General features: G+C 64.0%; 16 protein-coding genes and 1 tRNA gene. 8 read left to right on the top strand and 9 right to left on the bottom strand.

The window, feature by feature from the left end:
* The first annotated feature begins 134 nt into the window (after positions 1-134).
* From paaA to paaZ, 6 genes are read left to right on the top strand one after another with little or no spacing between them, the layout of a single operon-like run.
* Complete coding sequence (gene paaA, locus E4S58_RS16340) at positions 135-1,106, top strand: 1,2-phenylacetyl-CoA epoxidase subunit PaaA (protein ID WP_136637511.1); 972 nt, start codon at positions 135-137, stop codon at positions 1,104-1,106.
* Between the two features lie 4 nt (positions 1,107-1,110).
* On the top strand, positions 1,111-1,407 hold the full coding sequence (gene paaB, locus E4S58_RS16335) for a 1,2-phenylacetyl-CoA epoxidase subunit PaaB (protein ID WP_136637510.1): 297 nt from the start codon (positions 1,111-1,113) through the stop codon (positions 1,405-1,407).
* Positions 1,407-2,147 (top strand): 1,2-phenylacetyl-CoA epoxidase subunit PaaC, encoded by a 741-nt coding sequence (paaC, locus tag E4S58_RS16330; protein WP_136637509.1) that lies wholly within the window; start codon positions 1,407-1,409, stop codon positions 2,145-2,147. The genes paaB and paaC overlap by 1 nt, the downstream gene beginning before the upstream one ends.
* Position 2,148: 1 nt before the next feature.
* The gene (gene paaD, locus E4S58_RS16325; RefSeq protein ID WP_205965404.1) at positions 2,149-2,631 is read left to right on the top strand and encodes a 1,2-phenylacetyl-CoA epoxidase subunit PaaD; all 483 of its coding nucleotides are present in this window, start codon (positions 2,149-2,151) and stop codon (positions 2,629-2,631) included.
* A complete protein-coding gene (locus E4S58_RS16320; protein ID WP_136637507.1) occupies positions 2,631-3,698 on the top strand; it encodes a ferredoxin--NADP reductase in 1,068 nt (355 codons plus the stop codon). Before paaD ends, E4S58_RS16320 begins: the two co-directional genes overlap by 1 nt.
* Positions 3,699-3,737: 39 nt before the next feature.
* Positions 3,738-5,723, top strand: a complete 1,986-nt coding sequence (paaZ, locus tag E4S58_RS16315; RefSeq protein ID WP_136637506.1) for a phenylacetic acid degradation bifunctional protein PaaZ — start codon at positions 3,738-3,740, stop codon at positions 5,721-5,723.
* A 384-nt stretch (positions 5,724-6,107) separates the two neighbouring features.
* Here paaZ and E4S58_RS16310 read toward each other — a convergent pair.
* Positions 6,108-6,182, bottom strand: a tRNA-Val gene (locus E4S58_RS16310).
* Between the two features lie 13 nt (positions 6,183-6,195).
* Entirely contained in the window at positions 6,196-6,654 is a 459-nt protein-coding gene (locus E4S58_RS16305; RefSeq protein WP_136637505.1) for an HU family DNA-binding protein, read from the bottom strand.
* A 244-nt stretch (positions 6,655-6,898) separates the two neighbouring features.
* Between E4S58_RS16305 and E4S58_RS16300 the strand changes: the two genes are divergently transcribed.
* On the top strand, positions 6,899-7,081 hold the full coding sequence (locus tag E4S58_RS16300; protein ID WP_136637504.1) for a hypothetical protein: 183 nt from the start codon (positions 6,899-6,901) through the stop codon (positions 7,079-7,081).
* 67 nt (positions 7,082-7,148) lie between these two features.
* On the opposite strand, the gene lon is transcribed toward E4S58_RS16300, so the two are convergent.
* The 7 genes from lon to E4S58_RS16265 form a co-directional block, all read right to left on the bottom strand.
* On the bottom strand, positions 7,149-9,566 hold the full coding sequence (gene lon, locus E4S58_RS16295) for an endopeptidase La (RefSeq protein ID WP_136637503.1): 2,418 nt from the start codon (positions 9,564-9,566) through the stop codon (positions 7,149-7,151).
* A gap of 326 nt (positions 9,567-9,892) precedes the next feature.
* A complete protein-coding gene (locus E4S58_RS16290; RefSeq protein ID WP_136637502.1) occupies positions 9,893-10,894 on the bottom strand; it encodes an ABC transporter substrate-binding protein in 1,002 nt (333 codons plus the stop codon).
* Positions 10,895-10,907: 13 nt separating this feature from the next.
* A complete protein-coding gene (locus tag E4S58_RS16285) occupies positions 10,908-11,756 on the bottom strand; it encodes an ABC transporter permease (RefSeq protein WP_136637501.1) in 849 nt (282 codons plus the stop codon).
* A gap of 175 nt (positions 11,757-11,931) precedes the next feature.
* Complete coding sequence (locus E4S58_RS16280; protein WP_136637500.1) at positions 11,932-12,849, bottom strand: ABC transporter permease; 918 nt, start codon at positions 12,847-12,849, stop codon at positions 11,932-11,934.
* Positions 12,850-12,954: 105 nt separating this feature from the next.
* A complete protein-coding gene (locus E4S58_RS16275) occupies positions 12,955-13,737 on the bottom strand; it encodes an ABC transporter ATP-binding protein (RefSeq protein ID WP_338101531.1) in 783 nt (260 codons plus the stop codon).
* A complete protein-coding gene (gene hydA, locus E4S58_RS16270; RefSeq protein WP_136637499.1) occupies positions 13,738-15,198 on the bottom strand; it encodes a dihydropyrimidinase in 1,461 nt (486 codons plus the stop codon).
* A gap of 67 nt (positions 15,199-15,265) precedes the next feature.
* Positions 15,266-16,516: a Zn-dependent hydrolase gene (locus tag E4S58_RS16265; RefSeq protein ID WP_136637498.1), complete on the bottom strand. Its 1,251-nt coding sequence runs from the start codon at positions 16,514-16,516 to the stop codon at positions 15,266-15,268.
* Between the two features lie 197 nt (positions 16,517-16,713).
* Here E4S58_RS16265 and E4S58_RS16260 point away from each other — a divergent pair, with 197 nt between their 5' ends.
* Positions 16,714-17,337 carry a TetR family transcriptional regulator C-terminal domain-containing protein gene (locus E4S58_RS16260; protein WP_136637497.1) on the top strand — a complete coding sequence of 208 codons (624 nt, stop codon included), beginning with the start codon at positions 16,714-16,716 and terminating at the stop codon, positions 17,335-17,337.
* The last annotated feature ends 75 nt before the right edge of the window (positions 17,338-17,412 follow it).

The raw sequence follows: 17,412 nt of genomic DNA, 5'->3' as shown, positions 1-17,412 counted from the left end.
TACTCGCCCCAACCCGGGCTCGGCGGATCCGAAATCCATCGGCGACAGATCGCGCAGCCGCCTCAAAGCATCACACAACAATTGACCTGCACTTCAATCTGTGATGTATTGACCCCAGTCGAGGAGGACACCCCATGTACGCCCAGATGGTTGAAAGCGGTCAGGCCGGAACCACCGACCAGGACCGCGCCTTTCAGGACAAGATCGACCGCAACGTGCGGATCGAACCGCGCGACTGGATGCCCGAGGGCTATCGCAAGACCCTGCTGCGCCAGATCGGGCAGCACGCGCATTCCGAAATCGTCGGCCAGTTGCCCGAGGGCAACTGGATCACCCGCGCGCCCTCGCTCCAGCGCAAGGCGATCCTGCTGGCCAAGGTGCAGGACGAGGCCGGGCATGGCCTCTACCTCTATTGTGCCGCCGAAACGCTTGGCAAATCGCGCGACGAGATGACTCGCGAACTGCTGGCCGGGAAGGCCAAGTATTCCTCGATCTTCAACTATCCCACGCTCACCTGGGCCGACATCGGCATGGTGGGCTGGCTGGTCGACGGGGCCGCGATCATGAACCAGGTGCCGTTGCAGCGCTGCTCATACGGGCCCTACAGCCGCGCGATGATCCGCATCTGCAAAGAGGAATCCTTCCACCAACGCCAGGGTTTCGACATCGTCCGCACCCTGATGGAGGGCACCGAGGACCAGAAGAAGATGGCGCAGGATGCCTTCAACCGCTGGTGGTGGCCCGCGATCATGATGTTCGGCCCGCCGGACGGGGACTCGGTTCATTCCGAACAGTCGATGAAATGGGGCATCAAGCTGAATTCAAACGATGAACTCCGCCAGAAGTTCGTCGACCAGACCGTCCCGCAGGCCGAATGGCTGGGGCTCAACGTGCCCGACGCCGACCTGAAATGGAACGAGGAGCGCCAGTCCTACGACTTCGGCACCCCTGACTGGGACGAGTTTTTCGCCGTCATCAAGGGCAACGGCATCTGCAACCGCGAACGGCTGGACGCCCGGAACAAGGCCTGGGACGACGGCGCGTGGTTCCGCGACGGGCTGATGGCCCATGCCGAGAAAAACACTCATAAAATCGCTGCGGAGTAGTTCCATGAGCCCCACATCGAAAACGGAATTTCCCCTCTGGGAGGTCTTCATCCGGGGCCAGCACGGCCTTGCGCATCGCCACGTCGGATCGCTGCACGCGCCCGACGCTGAACTGGCCATGAAGAACGCCCGCGACGTCTACACCCGCCGCAACGAAGGCGTGTCGATCTGGGTTGTGCCCTCGGCGGCGATCGCCGCGTCGGACCCGTCCGAGGCCGAACAGAACTTTGCCCCGTCGGAGTCGAAGATCTACCGCCACCCCACCTTTTTCGACATCCCCGACGACATAGGCGCGATGTGATGACGCCCTTTGCGACCTTCTGCCTGCGGATGGGAGACAATGCCCTGATCCTCGGCCAGCGCACCGGCGAATGGTGCGGCCATGCGCCTGTGCTGGAAGAGGATATCGCCTTTGCCAACATGGGCCTCGACCTGATCGGCCAGACCCAACAGTGGTTCGGGATGATCGCCGAGGAGCTGGGCCAGAGCCCCGACAAGCTCGCGTTTTTCCGGGGTGAACGAGAGTACCTGAACACCCTGCTCGTCGAACAGCCCAACACCGATTTTGCCCATGCGCTGATGCGGCAGTACCTGTTTGACGCCTGGCACCTGCCGATGCTGGAAGGGCTGGTGACGTCCTCAAACCAGCAGATCGCGGAGCTCGCCGCCAAGGCGGTCAAGGAGGTGCGCTATCACATCGACCGCTCGCGCGACCTGATCATCCGGCTGGGCGACGGGTCCGACGAAAGCCACAGGCGGATGCAGGATGCGCTCGACTGGCTCTGGCCCTTCACCGCCGATCTGCTGGCCCGCGACGACGCGGACGCGGCACTGGTGGCCGAGGGGGTGATCCCCGAGGGCGAGCGGATCGCGACGCGGTTCGCGCAGGAGACGGCCGAGACCTTTGCCAAGGCCACCCTGACCGCACCCGAAGGTCCGCGCCGGACCGGGGGCCGCACCGGCAACCATTCCGAACACATGGGCTACCTGCTAGCCGTGATGCAGTCCGTGCCGCGCGCGCACCCGGATGCGCGCTGGTAGGATGCTGGCCCTTTCGGACGCCAAGGCGCTGGTCGCCACCCTGCCCGACCCGGAGATCCCGGCGGTGTCGCTGGTCGACCTCGGCATCGTGCGCGACGTGGCCTATGACGACGACACGCTGGTCGTCACGGTCACGCCGACCTACACCGGATGCCCGGCCACGGCGGTGATCGCGCTGGATATCGAAACCGCGCTGCTGCGACAGGGCGCCGAGAAGGTGCGCATCAACACGCAGATGTCCCCTGCCTGGACCACCGACTGGATCACGGCAGAGGGGCGCGAAAAGCTGCGCGCCTATGGCATCGCGCCGCCCACCATGGCGGCGGCCAATTGCGCCGGCATGCTCTCGGCCCAATCCCCCGACTGCCCGCTCTGCGGCAGCGCCGATACCGCGCTGATCGCGGGGCGCGGATCCACCCCCTGCAAGGCGCAGTTCCGCTGCAACGCCTGCCTGGAACCCTTCGACTATTTCAAGGCGATATGATGGACCAGTTCTACCCCCTCACCGTCACCGACATCCGCCACGACACCCGCGACGCGGTGGTCGTTTCGCTGGCTCCGCGCCCCGAGGATGCCGCGCATTTCGCCTATAGGCCCGGCCAATACCTGACCTTCCGCCGTGACTTCGACGGAGAGGAGTTGCGCCGCAGCTACTCCATCTGCGCCACGCCGACCGAGGGCCTGCGCGTCGGGATCAAACGGGTCGCGGGCGGGGCGTTTTCCTCCTTTGCCAAGGAAGACCTGCACATCGGTGACGTGGTCGACGTCATGCCACCGCAGGGCCGGTTCACCGCGCCAGAGGCGCCGACGGGCCACTACCTGTTGATCGCCGGCGGGTCTGGCATAACGCCCGTTCTGTCCATCGCGAAGACGTTGCTTGAAACCTCGGACGCCCGCGTCACCCTGATCTACGGCAACCGCGACACGGCCTCGATCATGTTCAAATCCGAGATCGCAGAGCTGAAGGACCGCTTCCTCACCCGCCTTTCGATCGTGCATGTCTTCGACGGCGAGGATCAGGAGATCCCGCTGTTCTCCGGCCAGATCACCGAAGCCAAGGCGAAGGACCTGTTCACCGGCTGGGTGCCAGTCGACGGGCTGACCGCCGCCTATCTGTGCGGGCCGAAGCCGATGATGGATGGCGTCGCCTCTGCCCTCGCCGCTGCGGGGCTGTCGAAGGACCAGATCCATTTCGAACTGTTCCTGAGCGACCAGCCCGGCCGCGCCGCCCGCCGTGCCGAGGCCGAAGCCGCGAAGGCCAGCGGCGACATGGTGCAGGCCACCGTCATCATCGACGGCCATGCCCACAGCTTTGACATGCCGCGCCGCGGACAATCCGTTCTGGAGGCCGCGCGGGAACATGGGCTGGACGCGCCCTATTCCTGCAAGGCCGGGGTCTGTTCGACCTGCATGTGCCGCCTGAAGTCGGGCGAGGTCGAGATGATGCAGAACTATGCGCTTGAGGATTACGAGGTCGAACGCGGCCTTGTCCTCAGCTGTCAGGCCATTCCGATGACCGACAAGATCACCGTGGAATACGAGAGCCACTGACACCCGCCGCGCCCTAATTCGCAAACGGGAGGAGACCCCATGCGCCGCCTTGAGCATTTCATCACCGGGGCATGGACCCCGGCCACCGGCACCGGCACGCCCCTGCACGACGCCTATAGCGGCGATATCATCGCGGAAACCGGCGACACGCCCCCCATGGCCCCGGTGCTGGACTATGCCCGCACCACCGGCGGCCCGGCCCTTCGCGCCATGACACCACATGCCCGCGCCCTGATGCTGAAAGCCATCGGGCAAAAGCTGATGGAGCGGAAGGAAGAGCTTTATACGCTGTCGACCTCGACCGGCGCGACGCGGTCCGACAGCTGGGTCGATATCGACGGCGGCATCGGCACGCTTTTGACCTATGCCTCGCGCGCGCGGCGCGAACTGCCGAACCAGAACGTCATGAAGGATGGCGCGCCAGAGGTCCTGTCGAAGGACGGCACCTTCCTGGGCCAGCACATCCGCGTTCCGCGCGAAGGCGTGGCGGTGATGATCAACGCCTATAACTTCCCCGTCTGGGGGATGCTGGAAAAGCTTGCTCCGGCCTGGATCGCCGGAATGCCCGTTCTGGTCAAACCCGCACGGCAGACCTCCCATCTGACGGAACTCTGCGTGCGGATGATGCTGGACACCGGGCTGGTGCCCGAGGGCGCGGTACAGCTGATCTGTGGCGGTGCGGGCGACCTGCTGGATCACCTCACCGCGCAGGACATGCTGTCCTTCACCGGCTCTGCCACCGTGGCGCGGCAGCTGCGTGCCCACCCGACCGTCATCGCCAATTCGGTGCCCTTCAACGCCGAGGCGGACAGCCTGAACGCCGCGATCCTTGGGCCGGACGTGACGCCGGATGCGCCCGAGTTCGACCAGTTCGTCAAGGAAGTGCACCGCGAGATGACCGTGAAGGCCGGGCAGAAATGCACCGCCATCCGCCGTGTCATCGTGCCCGCTGCGGTGCTGGACGCCGTGCAGAAAGCGCTGGTCGACCGGATCAACCTGACCAAGCCCGACGACATGGGGCGGCTGGTCTCGGCCGCGCAATGCGCCGATGTGCGTGCCGCCGTCGATCAGCTGGAAGCCGAGGCCAACATCGTCACCGGCGGCGCCCCGCGCGGCACCTGGCATCCGCCGACCCTGCTGCGCTGCGACACGCCGCTGACCGCCAAGGCCCCGCACGAGGTCGAAGCCTTTGGCCCGGTCGCGACGCTGATGCCCTACGGAACCGGCGCAGAAGCGATCCAGATCGCCAACAAGGGCGGCGGGTCGCTGGTCGCCTCGGTCTTTACCGACGACCCGGATGTTGCGCGCGAGATCGGGCTGGGGATTGCGCGGCTCAACGGGCGGATCCATTTCGGCAACCGGGCGTCCGCCAAATCCTCGACCGGCCATGGCTCCCCCCTGCCCGTGCTGATCCACGGCGGCCCGGGCCGCGCGGGCGGCGGAGAGGAGCTGGGCGGGATGCGCGCGGTGCATCACCATATGCACCGGGTGGCCATTCAGGGCACGCCCGACCAGATCACCGCCGTCACCGGCGTCTGGGCGCCGGGGGCGGCCACACGCGATGACCGGCACCCGTTCCTGAAATCGCTGGCGGAACTTGAGGTCGGTGACACGATCCGCACGGCATCGCGTGTCGTGACGCTGGACGACATCGAACATTTCGCCAACTTCACCGGCGACACCTTCTATGCCCACATGGACGAGGACGCGGCCAAGCGGAACCCGTTCTTCCCCGGCCGCGTGGCCCACGGCTACCTGATCGTCAGCTTCGCGGCAGGTCTATTCGTTGAACCGTCCGAAGGGCCGGTTCTGGCGAACTACGGGCTGGATTCCCTGCGGTTCATGGCCCCCGTGTCACCGGGGGATGCGCTGTCGGTGATCCTGACGGCGAAAGAGATCACCCCGCGCGAGGGCGAGCCCCATGGCGAGGTTCGTTGGGATTGCACCGTGTTGCGCGACGGAGAGGCGGTGGTCGCGCAATACGACGTGCTGACACTGTTGGCGAAAGAGCCTAGGGAGTTGTGAGGCGCGGCGAGTATTAGCGGCGAAGGCGTCGCAGCAGGCATTTCAACAGCGCCCGGCACGGAATCAAGGGCCGCAGGCCCGCCGTGCCAGCGCCGGACCGGCCCCATGGGTCGGCGCTTTGTCGACGCATGGACATAGCTCATTTGGAAGATGTGTTTGGCAGCCATAAAGTGCTCTTGACCAAGGTCAGCAGCGCCGCCCCCGGTCCGGCGCTGGCACTGCTCATCGCTAATTCACGACGCCGGGGTCCCCGCGAAGGGAATTTCTCACCTGCCAAACAAAACCGAAGTCGCCGAAGACCGTAGGGTGCGTGCTGGCACGCACCGCCGAGGACCCGACCCCGCACCGCGAGCCAGAACTGTTCAAATACAGAATGAAGGAAAATGGTGGGTGATAAGGGATTTGAACCCCTGACATCTTCGATGTGAACGAAGCGCTCTACCACTGAGCTAATCACCCATTGGGCCGCTCTTTAGCCCCCCTTGGCGTCCTCTGCAACCCTCTGATTGCCGTCTTCACCGTCCAATTTCTGGCGCAGCCGCAGCTCGGTGATCCGCTGGCCGTTCTTCAACTGGGACCGCTTGATCTTGACCTTGCCCAGCCCCGGCAGATTGACCTCGCGCCCCTGAGCAAGCGCCGTGCCCAGAACCGCCAGGGCGGACTCGATGGCGGCCTTGGCGGCAGGCTTTTTCAGATCGCCGGACCCCGCGGCGACCTCGACCAGTTCGCGCAGTTTCAACGTGTCCAGATCGGTGGCAACGGCAGGCGGCATCGCCCGTACCGGCCCACCCGAGGCCGCGACGGGCACCTGCGCGGCATAGGTTTCGACAATCGCTGCCGCCTGCGCCGCCTTGCGCGCCGCGTCGCGGGCCTTGGCCTGGGGCGTCTGATCGTCAGTGTCGTCACTCGGGTCGGTCGGTATGTTGGCCATTGGGCTCTCTTGCTCTGGGTACCTTCCGACTACAGGAAGGCCCTGCGCATTGCCAGCTTTGGCCGCGACGGTGACCCGTGCCGGTCCAGCCCGGGGCGCACAATTGGACAGACTGCCCATTCTGATATCGCTCAAATTGATTGACCTAAGGTCATCAGCCCGAAAAACTGGCCCGGTTTGCAACACAAGGGCGCGGCGACAGTGACTGCCCTGTCGTCCCCATTTGCCCAAGAGGAGTTATCAGATGAAGACATTCGTACTGGCCGCCTGCACCGCCGGTCTGCTTGGCACTGCGTCCCATGCCGGGTCCTACAGTGAGCCGATGATCGAAGCCCCGGTGATCGTCGAGGAAACCACTTCCTCGTCGTCCGGGATCACGCTGGTGATGATGATCGCGTTGATCGTGGCCGTCGGCGCGGCGGGCTAAGCCCCCGCAGCACGAAAAAGCGCGCCCCGGTGTCCCGGGACGCGCCTGATAGTCGTGCCAGATCGGGTCAGTGAGCCGGACGGCCCGCTGCCACGGCGGCTTCGGCTGCGGCGGCCGCACGGGCGGCGGCTGCGGCGTCCTCGGCCTCCTGATCCCATTCGATCGCCTGCGGCTGGTCGACCAGCGCCAGCTTCAGCACATCGCGGACATGGGTGACCGGGATGATCTCAAGCCCTTCCTTCACGTTGTCCGGGATATCCGCCAGATCCTTCTCGTTCTCTTCGGGGATCAGCACCGTCTTGATGCCGCCGCGAAGCGCCGCGAGGAGTTTCTCTTTCAACCCGCCGATGGCCGAGGCATTGCCGCGCAACGTGACCTCGCCGGTCATGGCGATGTCCTTGCGAACCGGGATCTGCGTCAGCACCGACACGATGGCCGTAACCATCGCCAGACCGGCCGAGGGCCCGTCCTTGGGCGTGGCCCCGTCCGGCACGTGGACATGGATGTCCATCAGGTCGAACTTCGGCGGCTTCACCCCGATCTCGGGCGCAATTGAGCGCACGTAGGACGAGGCCGCGTCGATCGATTCCTTCATCACGTCGCCCAGCTTGCCGGTGGTCTTCATCCGACCCTTGCCCGGCAGGCGCAGCGCCTCGATCTGAAGCAGGTCACCCCCGACAGAGGTATAAGCCAGCCCGGTCACAACACCGATCTGATCTTCCTTCTCGGCCAGACCGTAGCGGTACTTCTTCACGCCCAGGAAATCATCGAGGTTCTCGGCAGTGACCGAAACGGCCTCATCCTCGCCCTTGATGATCTTGGTGACGGCCTTCCGTGCAATCTTGCCCAGTTCCCGTTCAAGGTTCCGGACACCGGCCTCGCGGGTATAGCGGCGCACGATTTCGGTCATCGCCCCGTCGTCGATCGAAAACTCACCCTTGCGCAGCCCGTGGTTCTTGACCTGCTTGGGCAGCAGATGGGTCTTGGCGATCTCGATCTTCTCGTCCTCGGTGTAGCCCGCCAGCGGAATGATCTCCATCCGGTCCAGAAGCGGCCCGGGCATGTTGTAGGAGTTCGCCGTGGTCAGGAACATTACGTTCGACAGGTCGTATTCCACTTCGAGATAGTGATCGACGAACGTGCCGTTCTGTTCCGGATCAAGCACTTCCAGCATCGCCGAGGCCGGGTCGCCACGGAAATCCTGACCCATCTTGTCGATCTCGTCGAGCAGGATGAGCGGGTTCGTGGTCTTCGCCTTCTTCAGCGCCTGGATGATCTTGCCGGGCATGGAGCCGATATAGGTCCGGCGGTGGCCGCGGATCTCGGACTCGTCACGCACGCCGCCAAGCGAGATGCGAATGAATTCGCGCCCCGTGGCTTTGGCGACCGACTTGCCGAGAGAGGTCTTGCCGACACCCGGAGGGCCGACAAGGCACATGATCGGCCCCTTCAGCTTCTTGGAGCGTTGCTGAACCGCCAGATACTCGACGATCCGCTCCTTGACCTTCTCAAGACCGTAGTGATCCGCGTCCAGAACATCCTGCGCAGAATGCAGGTTCTTCTTCACGCGCGACTTCACGCCCCACGGGATCGACAGCATCCAGTCAAGGTAGTTGCGCACCACCGTGGCTTCGGCCGACATGGGCGACATGTTCTTGAGCTTCTTCAGCTCGGCCTCGGCCTTTTCGCGGGCTTCCTTCGACAGCTTCGTCTCGGCAATCTTGGACTCCAGCTCGGCAATCTCGCCTTCGCCGTCCTCGCCGTCGCCCAGTTCCTTCTGAATGGCCTTCATCTGCTCATTCAGATAGTACTCGCGCTGCGTCCGCTCCATCTGCGACTTGACGCGAGTCTTGATCTTTTTCTCGACCTGCAGAACGGACATTTCGCCCTGCATCAGGCCATAGACCTTTTCCAGCCGTTCGCTGACCGACAGCGTCTCAAGAAGCTCCTGCTTCTGTTCGACCTCGATGCCGAGGTGACCGGCGACCAGATCGGCCAGCTTTTCCGGCTCCATCGTCTGGGACACGGCCGTCAGGGCTTCTTCGGGGATGTTCTTCTTGACCTTGGCATAGCGTTCGAATTCCGCGCCGATGGTGCGGGTCAGCGCCTCGATCGTCTCTTCGTCGCCCAGAACTTCGTGCAGGTATTCCGCCCGCGCTTCGAAGTAGTTGGGGTTGTCGAGGAATTCGAGGATCTGCACGCGGCTGGTGCCTTCGACCAGCACCTTCACGGTGCCGTCGGGCAGCTTGAGCAGTTGCAGAACGTTTGCCAGAACGCCAGCGTCATAGATGCCGTCAGCCTGGGGGTCGTCTTCCGCCGGGTCGATCTGGGAAGACAGCAGGATCTGCTTGTCCTCGGCCATGACCTCTTCAAGCGCACGGACGGATTTGTCGCGGCCCACGAACAGCGGCACGACCATGTGGGGGAAGACCACGATGTCGCGCAGCGGCAGGACGGGATACGAAGGGTTCAGAGGCTCTTGCATGCTCTTTCCTTATCTTGGGCAAAGCCCTCGGCCCCAGAATTGGCAGCACATGGACTTTCCTGTTCACGCAAATTGAATCTGGGGTGCCTGTTCACGGATTCAACCACTTCCCGTTAGTGTGACCCTCCGCCCCCCCGACCACAAGCGTGATATCGGATAGGATTGTCGAAAAAGGTGCACAAAACTGTGGATCAAACGCCGTTTTCCGCCAGATTTTAACCCCACGGAAAGCAGAACGGCGCGCCGCCCTGCGACGCGCCGTCGTTAATTAATTTGCCCGTCGATCGGGCAAAGGCACCGGGCGCCAGGGCGCCCGGCCCGTCCGATCACTTCAGCGCTTCGTCCGTGATCTCATGCGTCCAGGCCCCTTCGGGTGCCTTCGAGATCACCGGATCCGACCCGCCACCCAGCAGGGTGTCGACCGTCCGCTGGTAATCCGCCTCGTCGAGCGCGCCGTTGGATCCGGCGGTCAGCTTGGCGATTTCACCCATCATGCGCTTCTGGTGCGCTTCGGTCTGGGCGCCGGTCTCGTCGTACTCAAGCACGATCTCGGCGGCCTCGTCGGGGTTTTCCTCGGCGTACTTCCAGCCTTTCATCGAAGCGCGGACGAACTTGACCATCTTCTCCTTGAACATCGGATCGGCAAGGTTCTCTTCCAGCACATAGATGCCGTCCTCAAGGGTCGCGACGCCCATGTCCTCGTACTTGAAGGTCACCAACTCGTCCTCGGACACACCGGCATCCAGCACCTGGCCATATTCGTTGTACGTCATGGTCGAGATGCAGTCGGCCTGCCGCTGGATCAGCGGATCGACGTTGAAGCCCTGCTTGAGAACCGTGACGCCGTCCTCGCCACCTTCGGTCGAAATGCCTTCCTGGCTCATCCAGGACAGGAAAGGATATTCATTGCCGAAGAACCAGACGCCGATGGTCTTGCCCTTGAAATCCTGCGGCCCGGTAATCCCGGTGTCCTTCCAGCAGGTCAGCATCAGGCCGGACGATTTGAACGGCTGCGCGATGTTCACCACCGGCAGACCCTTTTCCCGCGCGGCCAGCGCCGAGGGCATCCAGTTCAGCATGGCATCGGCGCCACCACCGGCCAGAACCTGCGGCGGTGCGATGTCGGGACCGCCGGGCAGAACTGTGACGTCCAGCCCTTCTTCCTCGTAGAACCCTTTTTCAAGCGCGACGTAATAGCCCGCGAATTGGGCCTGCGTCACCCACTGCAGCTGCAGCTTGACGGAGTTGTCGGAATGGCTCGCCGCGAAGGCGGGCGCCGAAAGCGCAAGGGCGATCGCCGTCGCCGCGCCGGTCAGAAATGTCTTCATGTTTAGCTCCCTGTTATTGCCCCCGTTGCGAGGGGTGCCAGAACGTGACCTTGCGTTCGATGAAGGCCACGACACCGTAGAAGGCAGACCCGGCGATGGCGGCCACGACGATTTCCGCCCAGACCATGTCCAGCGCCAGCTGTCCCACGGATGTTGATATGCGAAAGCCCATCCCGACAATCGGAGAGCCGAAGAATTCGGCCACGATCGCCCCGATGAGCGCCAGCGTTGATGAAATTTTCAGCCCGTTGAAGACGAAGGGCATGGCGGCGGGCAGGCGCAGCTTCCACAGTCCCTGCCAATAGCTGGCCGCCCAGGTCTTCATCTGGTCGCGCTGCATCTGCGTCGTCTCCTGCAGCCCGGCGGTGATGTTCACCAGCATCGGGAAGAAGACCATGACAACGACGACGGCGGCCTTCGACTGCCAGTCGAACCCGTACCACATGACAAGGATCGGCGCCGTGCCCACGATCGGCAGCGCGGCCACGAAATTGCCCACGGGCATCAGGCCGCGGCGCAGGAAATCGCTGCGGTCGACCAGAATGGCCGTTCCGAAGGCGGCAAGGCAGCCGATCACATAGCCCGACAGCGCACCCTTCACGACCGTCTGCACGAAATCCGCCCAGAGGATCGGAAGGCTGCCCGCGAACCGTTCGGCGATCATCGTCGGCGGCGGCAGGATCACCAGCGGCACGCCCAGGCCCCGCACGATAAGCTCCCACATCACCAGAAGCGTCAGGCCAAAGATCGCCGACACGCCCAGTTTGGCGGCCTGCGTCTGCGAGCCCGGGCCATTGGCGATGCGCACGTTCAGCCACCACGCGGCGGCCCAGAGGAGGAAGGCAGCGATGACGAGGGTCATTGGGATCCTCCAACGGCAACATGGAAGACGTGAGGGCAGCGCCGACCCGAGGGTGGCGCGAAAGCGCCGCCCTGGGGGGCGGGTCGGCGCTGCCCGGCGTGACCGCCGGGCGGGACACAAACCAGAGGTGGCTTGCAGTCAACCGTAGTGGCTGGGGATTTAGGCGCGCAACGTTTCACCGTCCCACCCCCATGCGTTTCAACGTCACCCGTTCCAGCCCGGCCACGATTGCCACAAGCGCCGCCGCCAGGATCGCGGTGGCAAAGAGCGCAGACCAGATCTGGATGGTCTGGCCATAATAGCTGCCGGTCAGCAAACGCGCGCCAAGGCCGCGCACCGCACCCGTTGGCAGTTCACCCACGATGGCCCCCACGAGCGAGGCCGCGATGCCGATCTTCAGGGACGCAAAGAGATAAGGCACCGAGGCCGGCATCCGCAGTTTCCAGAACGTCTGGTTCGACGACGCGCTCCAGGTCCGCATCTGGTCCAGCTGCATGGCCGAGGGCGAGCGCAGCCCCTTCACCATGCCCACGACCACCGGGAAGAACGACAGATAGGCCGAGATGATCGCCTTGGGCAGCAGCCCCTGCACCCCGATCGAATTCAGCACCACGATGATCATCGGCGCGATGGCGAGGATCGGGATGGTCTGCGAGGCAATCGCCCAAGGCATGACGCTCATGTCCATGGCGCGTGAATGCACGATGCCGACGGCCAGCATCACCCCCGCCACCGACCCGATGACAAAGCCCACGAGCGTGGCCGACAGGGTGATCCAGCCGTGAAAGATCAGGCTGCGCTTCGAAGTGATCTTCTTCTCGACCGTGGTCTCCCACAGCTCGACCGCCACCTGGTGCGGTGCAGGCAGCCGCGGCTTGTCCTGCGCAAAGGTATCGCCCCAGACATGGGTATTGCCGAGCGCCAGCCGCACCGCGCCCATGTCCCGCCGCACTGCAGCCCCTTCGGGGCTGACGGCGACACCGGCGCGTTCGGCATCGGTCAGCGCGGTGTGGATGTTCATCGGCACGCAGGCGACGTACCAGAGCGCAACGATCGCCGCGACGACGATCAGGACCGGGCCCAGCATTCTCATCGACGCGCCTCCTGATCTTCACCTTGCTTCAAATACTCAGCTTCCGCCCGTCCCACGGACACCGCCATGAGTATTTCTGGCAAGATGAAGCAAGGGGACGGAGCGTCAGTCATAGGCATGCCCTGCCCTGAGGCCTTCGCGCACGCGATGTGCGATTTCCAGGAATTCCGGCGTGTCGCGGATGTCGAGCGGCCGGTCCTTCGGCAGCGGGCTGTCGATCACATCGGTGATCCGGCCCGGACGCGGTGACATGACCACGATCTTGGTCGAGAGATACACCGCCTCGGGGATCGAATGGGTGACGAAGCCGATGGTCTTGCCGGTGCGCGCCCAGAGCTTCAGAAGCTCTTCGTTCAGGTGGTCGCGTACGATTTCATCCAGCGCCCCGAAAGGTTCGTCCATCAGCAGGATGTCCGCGTCAAACGACAACGCCCGCGCGATCGAGGCACGCTGCTGCATCCCGCCCGACAGCTGCCAGGGAAACTTGCCGCCAAAGCCCGCAAGGTCGACCAGCTCAAGCACCTTTTCGACCCGCTGCGCCTGTTCGGCCTTGGAAAAGCCCATGATCTCAAGCGGGAGCTTGATGTTGCCCGCGATCGTCCGCCACGGATAAAGCCCCGCCGCCTGGAAGACATAGCCATAGGCCCGCGCCAGCCGCGCGTCTTCGGGCGTCATGCCATTCACCGTGAGCGTGCCGCCCGTCGGCTGTTCGAGCGCCGCGATGCACCGCAGGAAGGTGGTCTTGCCACAGCCCGAGGGGCCGATGAAGCTGACAAAATCCCCCTTGTCGATATCGAGGTCCACGCCCTTGAGGGCATGGACCGGGCCGTCGTTGGTCTGGAATGTCAGATCGAGGCCCTTGGCCTGGATCACAGGAGTTGCAGTCACTTAGATCCCCGCCGGAATGTTCATCGGATCACGCGCGACCGAGCGCGGCGAGTTCAGCTCTTTCCACTTCGACAGCGCCTTCGCGGCCGAGGAAAACGGCTTGCGCGGAACGAACCGTCCGCGACCGGGCTGGGGCTGCGAATTCTGTCCCCAGGCCCAGATGACCTCGCCCCGGCTGAGGGTGAAGCGTGGCTGTGCCGTCACCTCGTAGCCCTCGAAGACGTTGTAATCCAGAATGGAATGGTGGTTCGAGGCCGAGATGGTCTTGGAAATCGACGGATCCCAGACCACGACATCCGCATCCGCCCCGGGCACGATGGCACCCTTCTGCGGATACATGTTCAGGATCTTCGCGATATTGGTCGAGGTCACGGCGACGAATTCCTCGGGCGTGAGCCGCCCGGTCTCGACCCCTTGGGTCCAGAGCACGCCGAGGCGCTCTTCCAGACCGTTCGTTCCGTTCGGGATCTTGGTGAAATCCCCGACGCCCATCCGTTTCTGTTCGGACGAAAACGCCGCGTGGTCCGTCGCGACCACCTGCAGCGAGCCAGACTGCAAGCCGGCCCAGAGCCCGTCCTGATGCTCCTTGCCCCGGAAGGGCGGCGACATCACACGGCGCGCCGAATGCAGCCAGTCCTCAGACAGGTATTCGTCGTCATCCAACGTCAGGAACTGCGCCAGCGGTTCGCCATAGACGCGCATGCCCTTCTGACGGGCCCGGCGGATCGCCTCATGCGCCTGTTCGCAGCTGACATGAACGATATAGAGCGGCGTGCCTGCCGCATCCGCAATCGTGATCGCCCGGTTCGCCGCCTCGCCCTCGAACTCCGGCGGGCGCGATCGCGCGTGCCATTCCGGCCCGGTCTTGCCCTCGGCCAGGAACTTCTTCTGCATCAGATCGACCAGATCGCCGTTCTCCGCATGCACCATCGGCAGCGCACCCAGCTCGCGGCAGCGCGAGAACGACGCGAACATCTCGTCATCCTCGACCATCAGCGCGCCCTTGTAGGCCATAAAATGCTTGAACGAATTCACGCCCGCGTCGACCGCATCCTTCATCTCGGCGAAGATGGTCTCGTTCCAGCCGGTGATCGCCATGTGATAGCCGATGTCGGAACAGATCTGCGGCGCCGATTTCCGGTGCCATTCCTGGATCGCGTTCTTGATCGACCCGTCCTCGCCCGGCAGGCAGAAGTCGATCAGCATCGTCGTGCCGCCACAGGCCGCGGCCCATGTGCCGGTCTCGAATGTCTCCGCCGCAGTCGTCCCCATGAAGGGCATCTCCAGATGCGTATGCGGGTCAATGCCGCCGGGGATGACATAGGCCTCAGAGGCATCGATCACCTCGTCGCCTTTCAGGTTCTCGCCGATCTCGACGATGGTCTCGCCCTCGATCAGCACATCCGCCTTGATCTGGCGATCCGCCGTGACGACCGTGCCGCCCTTGATGACCTTGCTCATGAAAACTCTCCCTGACCTGTTCTTCTTCTGGTCATAAATACCTCGGGGGTACGGGGGCTGGCCCCCGTTACTCCACGATCTCCGCCGTCTCGACCACGGCATGCAGAAGAACATCCGTTCCGGCTGTTGCCCAGTCCTTCGATATCTCTTCCGCCTCATTATGCGACAGACCGTCGACGCAAGGACACATGATCATCGCCGTCGGCGCGACCTGGTTGATCCAGCAGGCATCATGCCCCGCGCCCGAGATGATGTCGCGATGCGAATAGCCCAGCCGTTCCGCCGCAGTGCGCAGTGCGGCGACACAGCCCGCATCGAATTCGACCGGATCGAACCCGCCGACCTTTTCGAACTCGACGCTCAAGCCCATCTCGTCGCAGATCGCCTGCCCCTCTTTCCGAAGCCGCGCCTCCATGTCCTCGATCACCGCAAGGTCGGGCGATCGGAAGTCGACCGTGAAGACCACCTTGCCGGGGATCACGTTGCGCGAATTGGGGAAGACGTCGATATGGCCCGCCGCGCCAACCGCATGGGGGGCATGGCTCCAGGCGATTTCGTCCACCAGCTGCAGCACCTTGGCCATGCCGAGGCCCGCGTTCCTGCGCATCGGCATCGGGGTCGAGCCGGTATGCGCGTCCTTGCCGGTGATCGTCACCTGCGTCCAGCTGAGCCCCTGTCCATGGGTCACGATGCCCACGTCCTTGCCCTCGGCCTCGAGGATCGGGCCCTGTTCGATGTGCAGCTCGAACATCGCGTGCATCTTGCGGCTGCCGACAGGCTCATCCCCTTCCCAGCCGATGCGCTTCAGCTCATCCCCGAACCGCTTGCCCTTGGCATCGACACGGTCCTTGGCCCAGTCTTCGGTGTGCACGCCCGCAAACACGCCTGACGACAGCATCGCCGGGGCATAGCGGGTGCCTTCCTCGTTGGTCCAGTTGGTCACCACGATCGGGTGCCTGGTCTTCACGTCCAGATCGTTCAGCGTGCGGACAACCTCGAGCCCGCCCAGAACGCCAAGCACGCCGTCGTACTTGCCGCCCGTGGGCTGGGTATCGAGGTGCGACCCGACATAGACAGGCAGCGCATCCGGGTCCGTACCTGCGCGCATGGCGAACATGTTGCCCATGGTGTCCAGCCCCATCTCGCAACCTGCCGCCTCGCACCACGACTGGAACAGAGCGCGGCCCTCGGCGTCGGCATCGGTCAGGGTCTGGCGGTTGTTACCCCCCGCCACGCCCGGCCCGATCTTGGCCATTTCCATCAGGCTGTCCCACAGACGGTCACCGTTGATCTTCAGGTTTTCCCCGGGGGCTGGCATGGGCGGCTCTCCTGCGCTTGCTGGCATTTTGACCAATCGGTCAAAGCCGAAGCTATCAGAGGCCCGGGACCAGTCAAGAATTTCACCAATTTACCGCCGCAACAGTCCCGAAAGCCGACCATTTTTTGGTCAAGGCTGGACCTGCGGCCCGATATGGCGAACACTGGGTACATGATTTGCAAGGCCGGGGCAGGCTCATGAAAGACAGCGTAGCGGGCCAGACCCGGATCCAGCGAAACAAGATCGCCACGATCACCGAAGCCGCGCTTGATGTCTTTTCCACCTATGGATTCCGCGGCTCTACCGTCGATCAGCTGGCCCGGGCCGCCAACCTGTCGAAACCCAATCTGCTGTATTACTTCCCCAGCAAGGAAGCGATCCATACGCATCTGTTGAACGGCCTGCTCGACATCTGGCTTGCCCCGATGCGCAAGATCGACGCGGGCGGCGATCCGCTGGACGAGATCCTGACCTACGTGCGCGCGAAACTGGCGATGAGCCGCGACATGCCGCGCGAAAGCCGCCTGTTCGCCAACGAGGTGCTGCAGGGCGCGCCGCACACCCGCGACACGCTGTCGTCGGACCTCAAGCCGCTGGTCGACGAAAAGGCGGCGATCATCCGCGGCTGGATGGACCAGGGCGCGCTCAAGCCTTCGGATCCGCATCACCTGATCTTCTCGATCTGGTCGCTGACGCAGCATTACGCGGATTTCGAGGTACAGGTCGGCGCGGTGCTGGGGCCCGAGGTGCCGGACCCCTTCCCGGCGGCCGAGGATTACCTGGTCACGCTCTTCACCCGGTTGCTGTCGCCCGACGCCTGAACGTCGCATTTCTGCAAACCCGCCCGCCCCGCTTTGCCGCTTGCATTGGCGCGCAGAGCCGTTAGGTCTGCCCAT

Source organism: Pseudooceanicola onchidii (assembly GCF_004959925.1).
Classification (GTDB): domain Bacteria; phylum Pseudomonadota; class Alphaproteobacteria; order Rhodobacterales; family Rhodobacteraceae; genus Pseudooceanicola; species Pseudooceanicola onchidii.
This window is presented reverse-complemented; position numbering and strand designations above follow the sequence as displayed.

Bases quoted from the DNA above. Each gene is read 5' to 3' on its own strand.
- paaB (WP_136637510.1), top strand. From the start codon at position 1,111: ATGAGCCCCACATCGAAAACGGAATTTCCCCTCTGGGAGGTCTTCATC.
- paaZ (WP_136637506.1), top strand. From the start codon at position 3,738: ATGCGCCGCCTTGAGCATTTCATCACCGGGGCATGGACCCCGGCCACC.
- E4S58_RS16305 (WP_136637505.1), bottom strand. From the start codon at position 6,654: ATGGCCAACATACCGACCGACCCGAGTGACGACACTGACGATCAGACG.
- paaD (WP_205965404.1), top strand. From the start codon at position 2,149: ATGCTGGCCCTTTCGGACGCCAAGGCGCTGGTCGCCACCCTGCCCGAC.
- E4S58_RS16260 (WP_136637497.1), top strand. From the start codon at position 16,714: ATGAAAGACAGCGTAGCGGGCCAGACCCGGATCCAGCGAAACAAGATC.
- E4S58_RS16320 (WP_136637507.1), top strand. From the start codon at position 2,631: ATGGACCAGTTCTACCCCCTCACCGTCACCGACATCCGCCACGACACC.
- paaA (WP_136637511.1), top strand. From the start codon at position 135: ATGTACGCCCAGATGGTTGAAAGCGGTCAGGCCGGAACCACCGACCAG.
- E4S58_RS16290 (WP_136637502.1), bottom strand. From the start codon at position 10,894: ATGAAGACATTTCTGACCGGCGCGGCGACGGCGATCGCCCTTGCGCTT.
- paaC (WP_136637509.1), top strand. From the start codon at position 1,407: ATGACGCCCTTTGCGACCTTCTGCCTGCGGATGGGAGACAATGCCCTG.
- hydA (WP_136637499.1), bottom strand. From the start codon at position 15,198: ATGAGCAAGGTCATCAAGGGCGGCACGGTCGTCACGGCGGATCGCCAG.
- E4S58_RS16280 (WP_136637500.1), bottom strand. From the start codon at position 12,849: ATGAGAATGCTGGGCCCGGTCCTGATCGTCGTCGCGGCGATCGTTGCG.
- E4S58_RS16285 (WP_136637501.1), bottom strand. From the start codon at position 11,756: ATGACCCTCGTCATCGCTGCCTTCCTCCTCTGGGCCGCCGCGTGGTGG.
- E4S58_RS16300 (WP_136637504.1), top strand. From the start codon at position 6,899: ATGAAGACATTCGTACTGGCCGCCTGCACCGCCGGTCTGCTTGGCACT.
- E4S58_RS16265 (WP_136637498.1), bottom strand. From the start codon at position 16,516: ATGCCAGCCCCCGGGGAAAACCTGAAGATCAACGGTGACCGTCTGTGG.
- lon (WP_136637503.1), bottom strand. From the start codon at position 9,566: ATGCAAGAGCCTCTGAACCCTTCGTATCCCGTCCTGCCGCTGCGCGAC.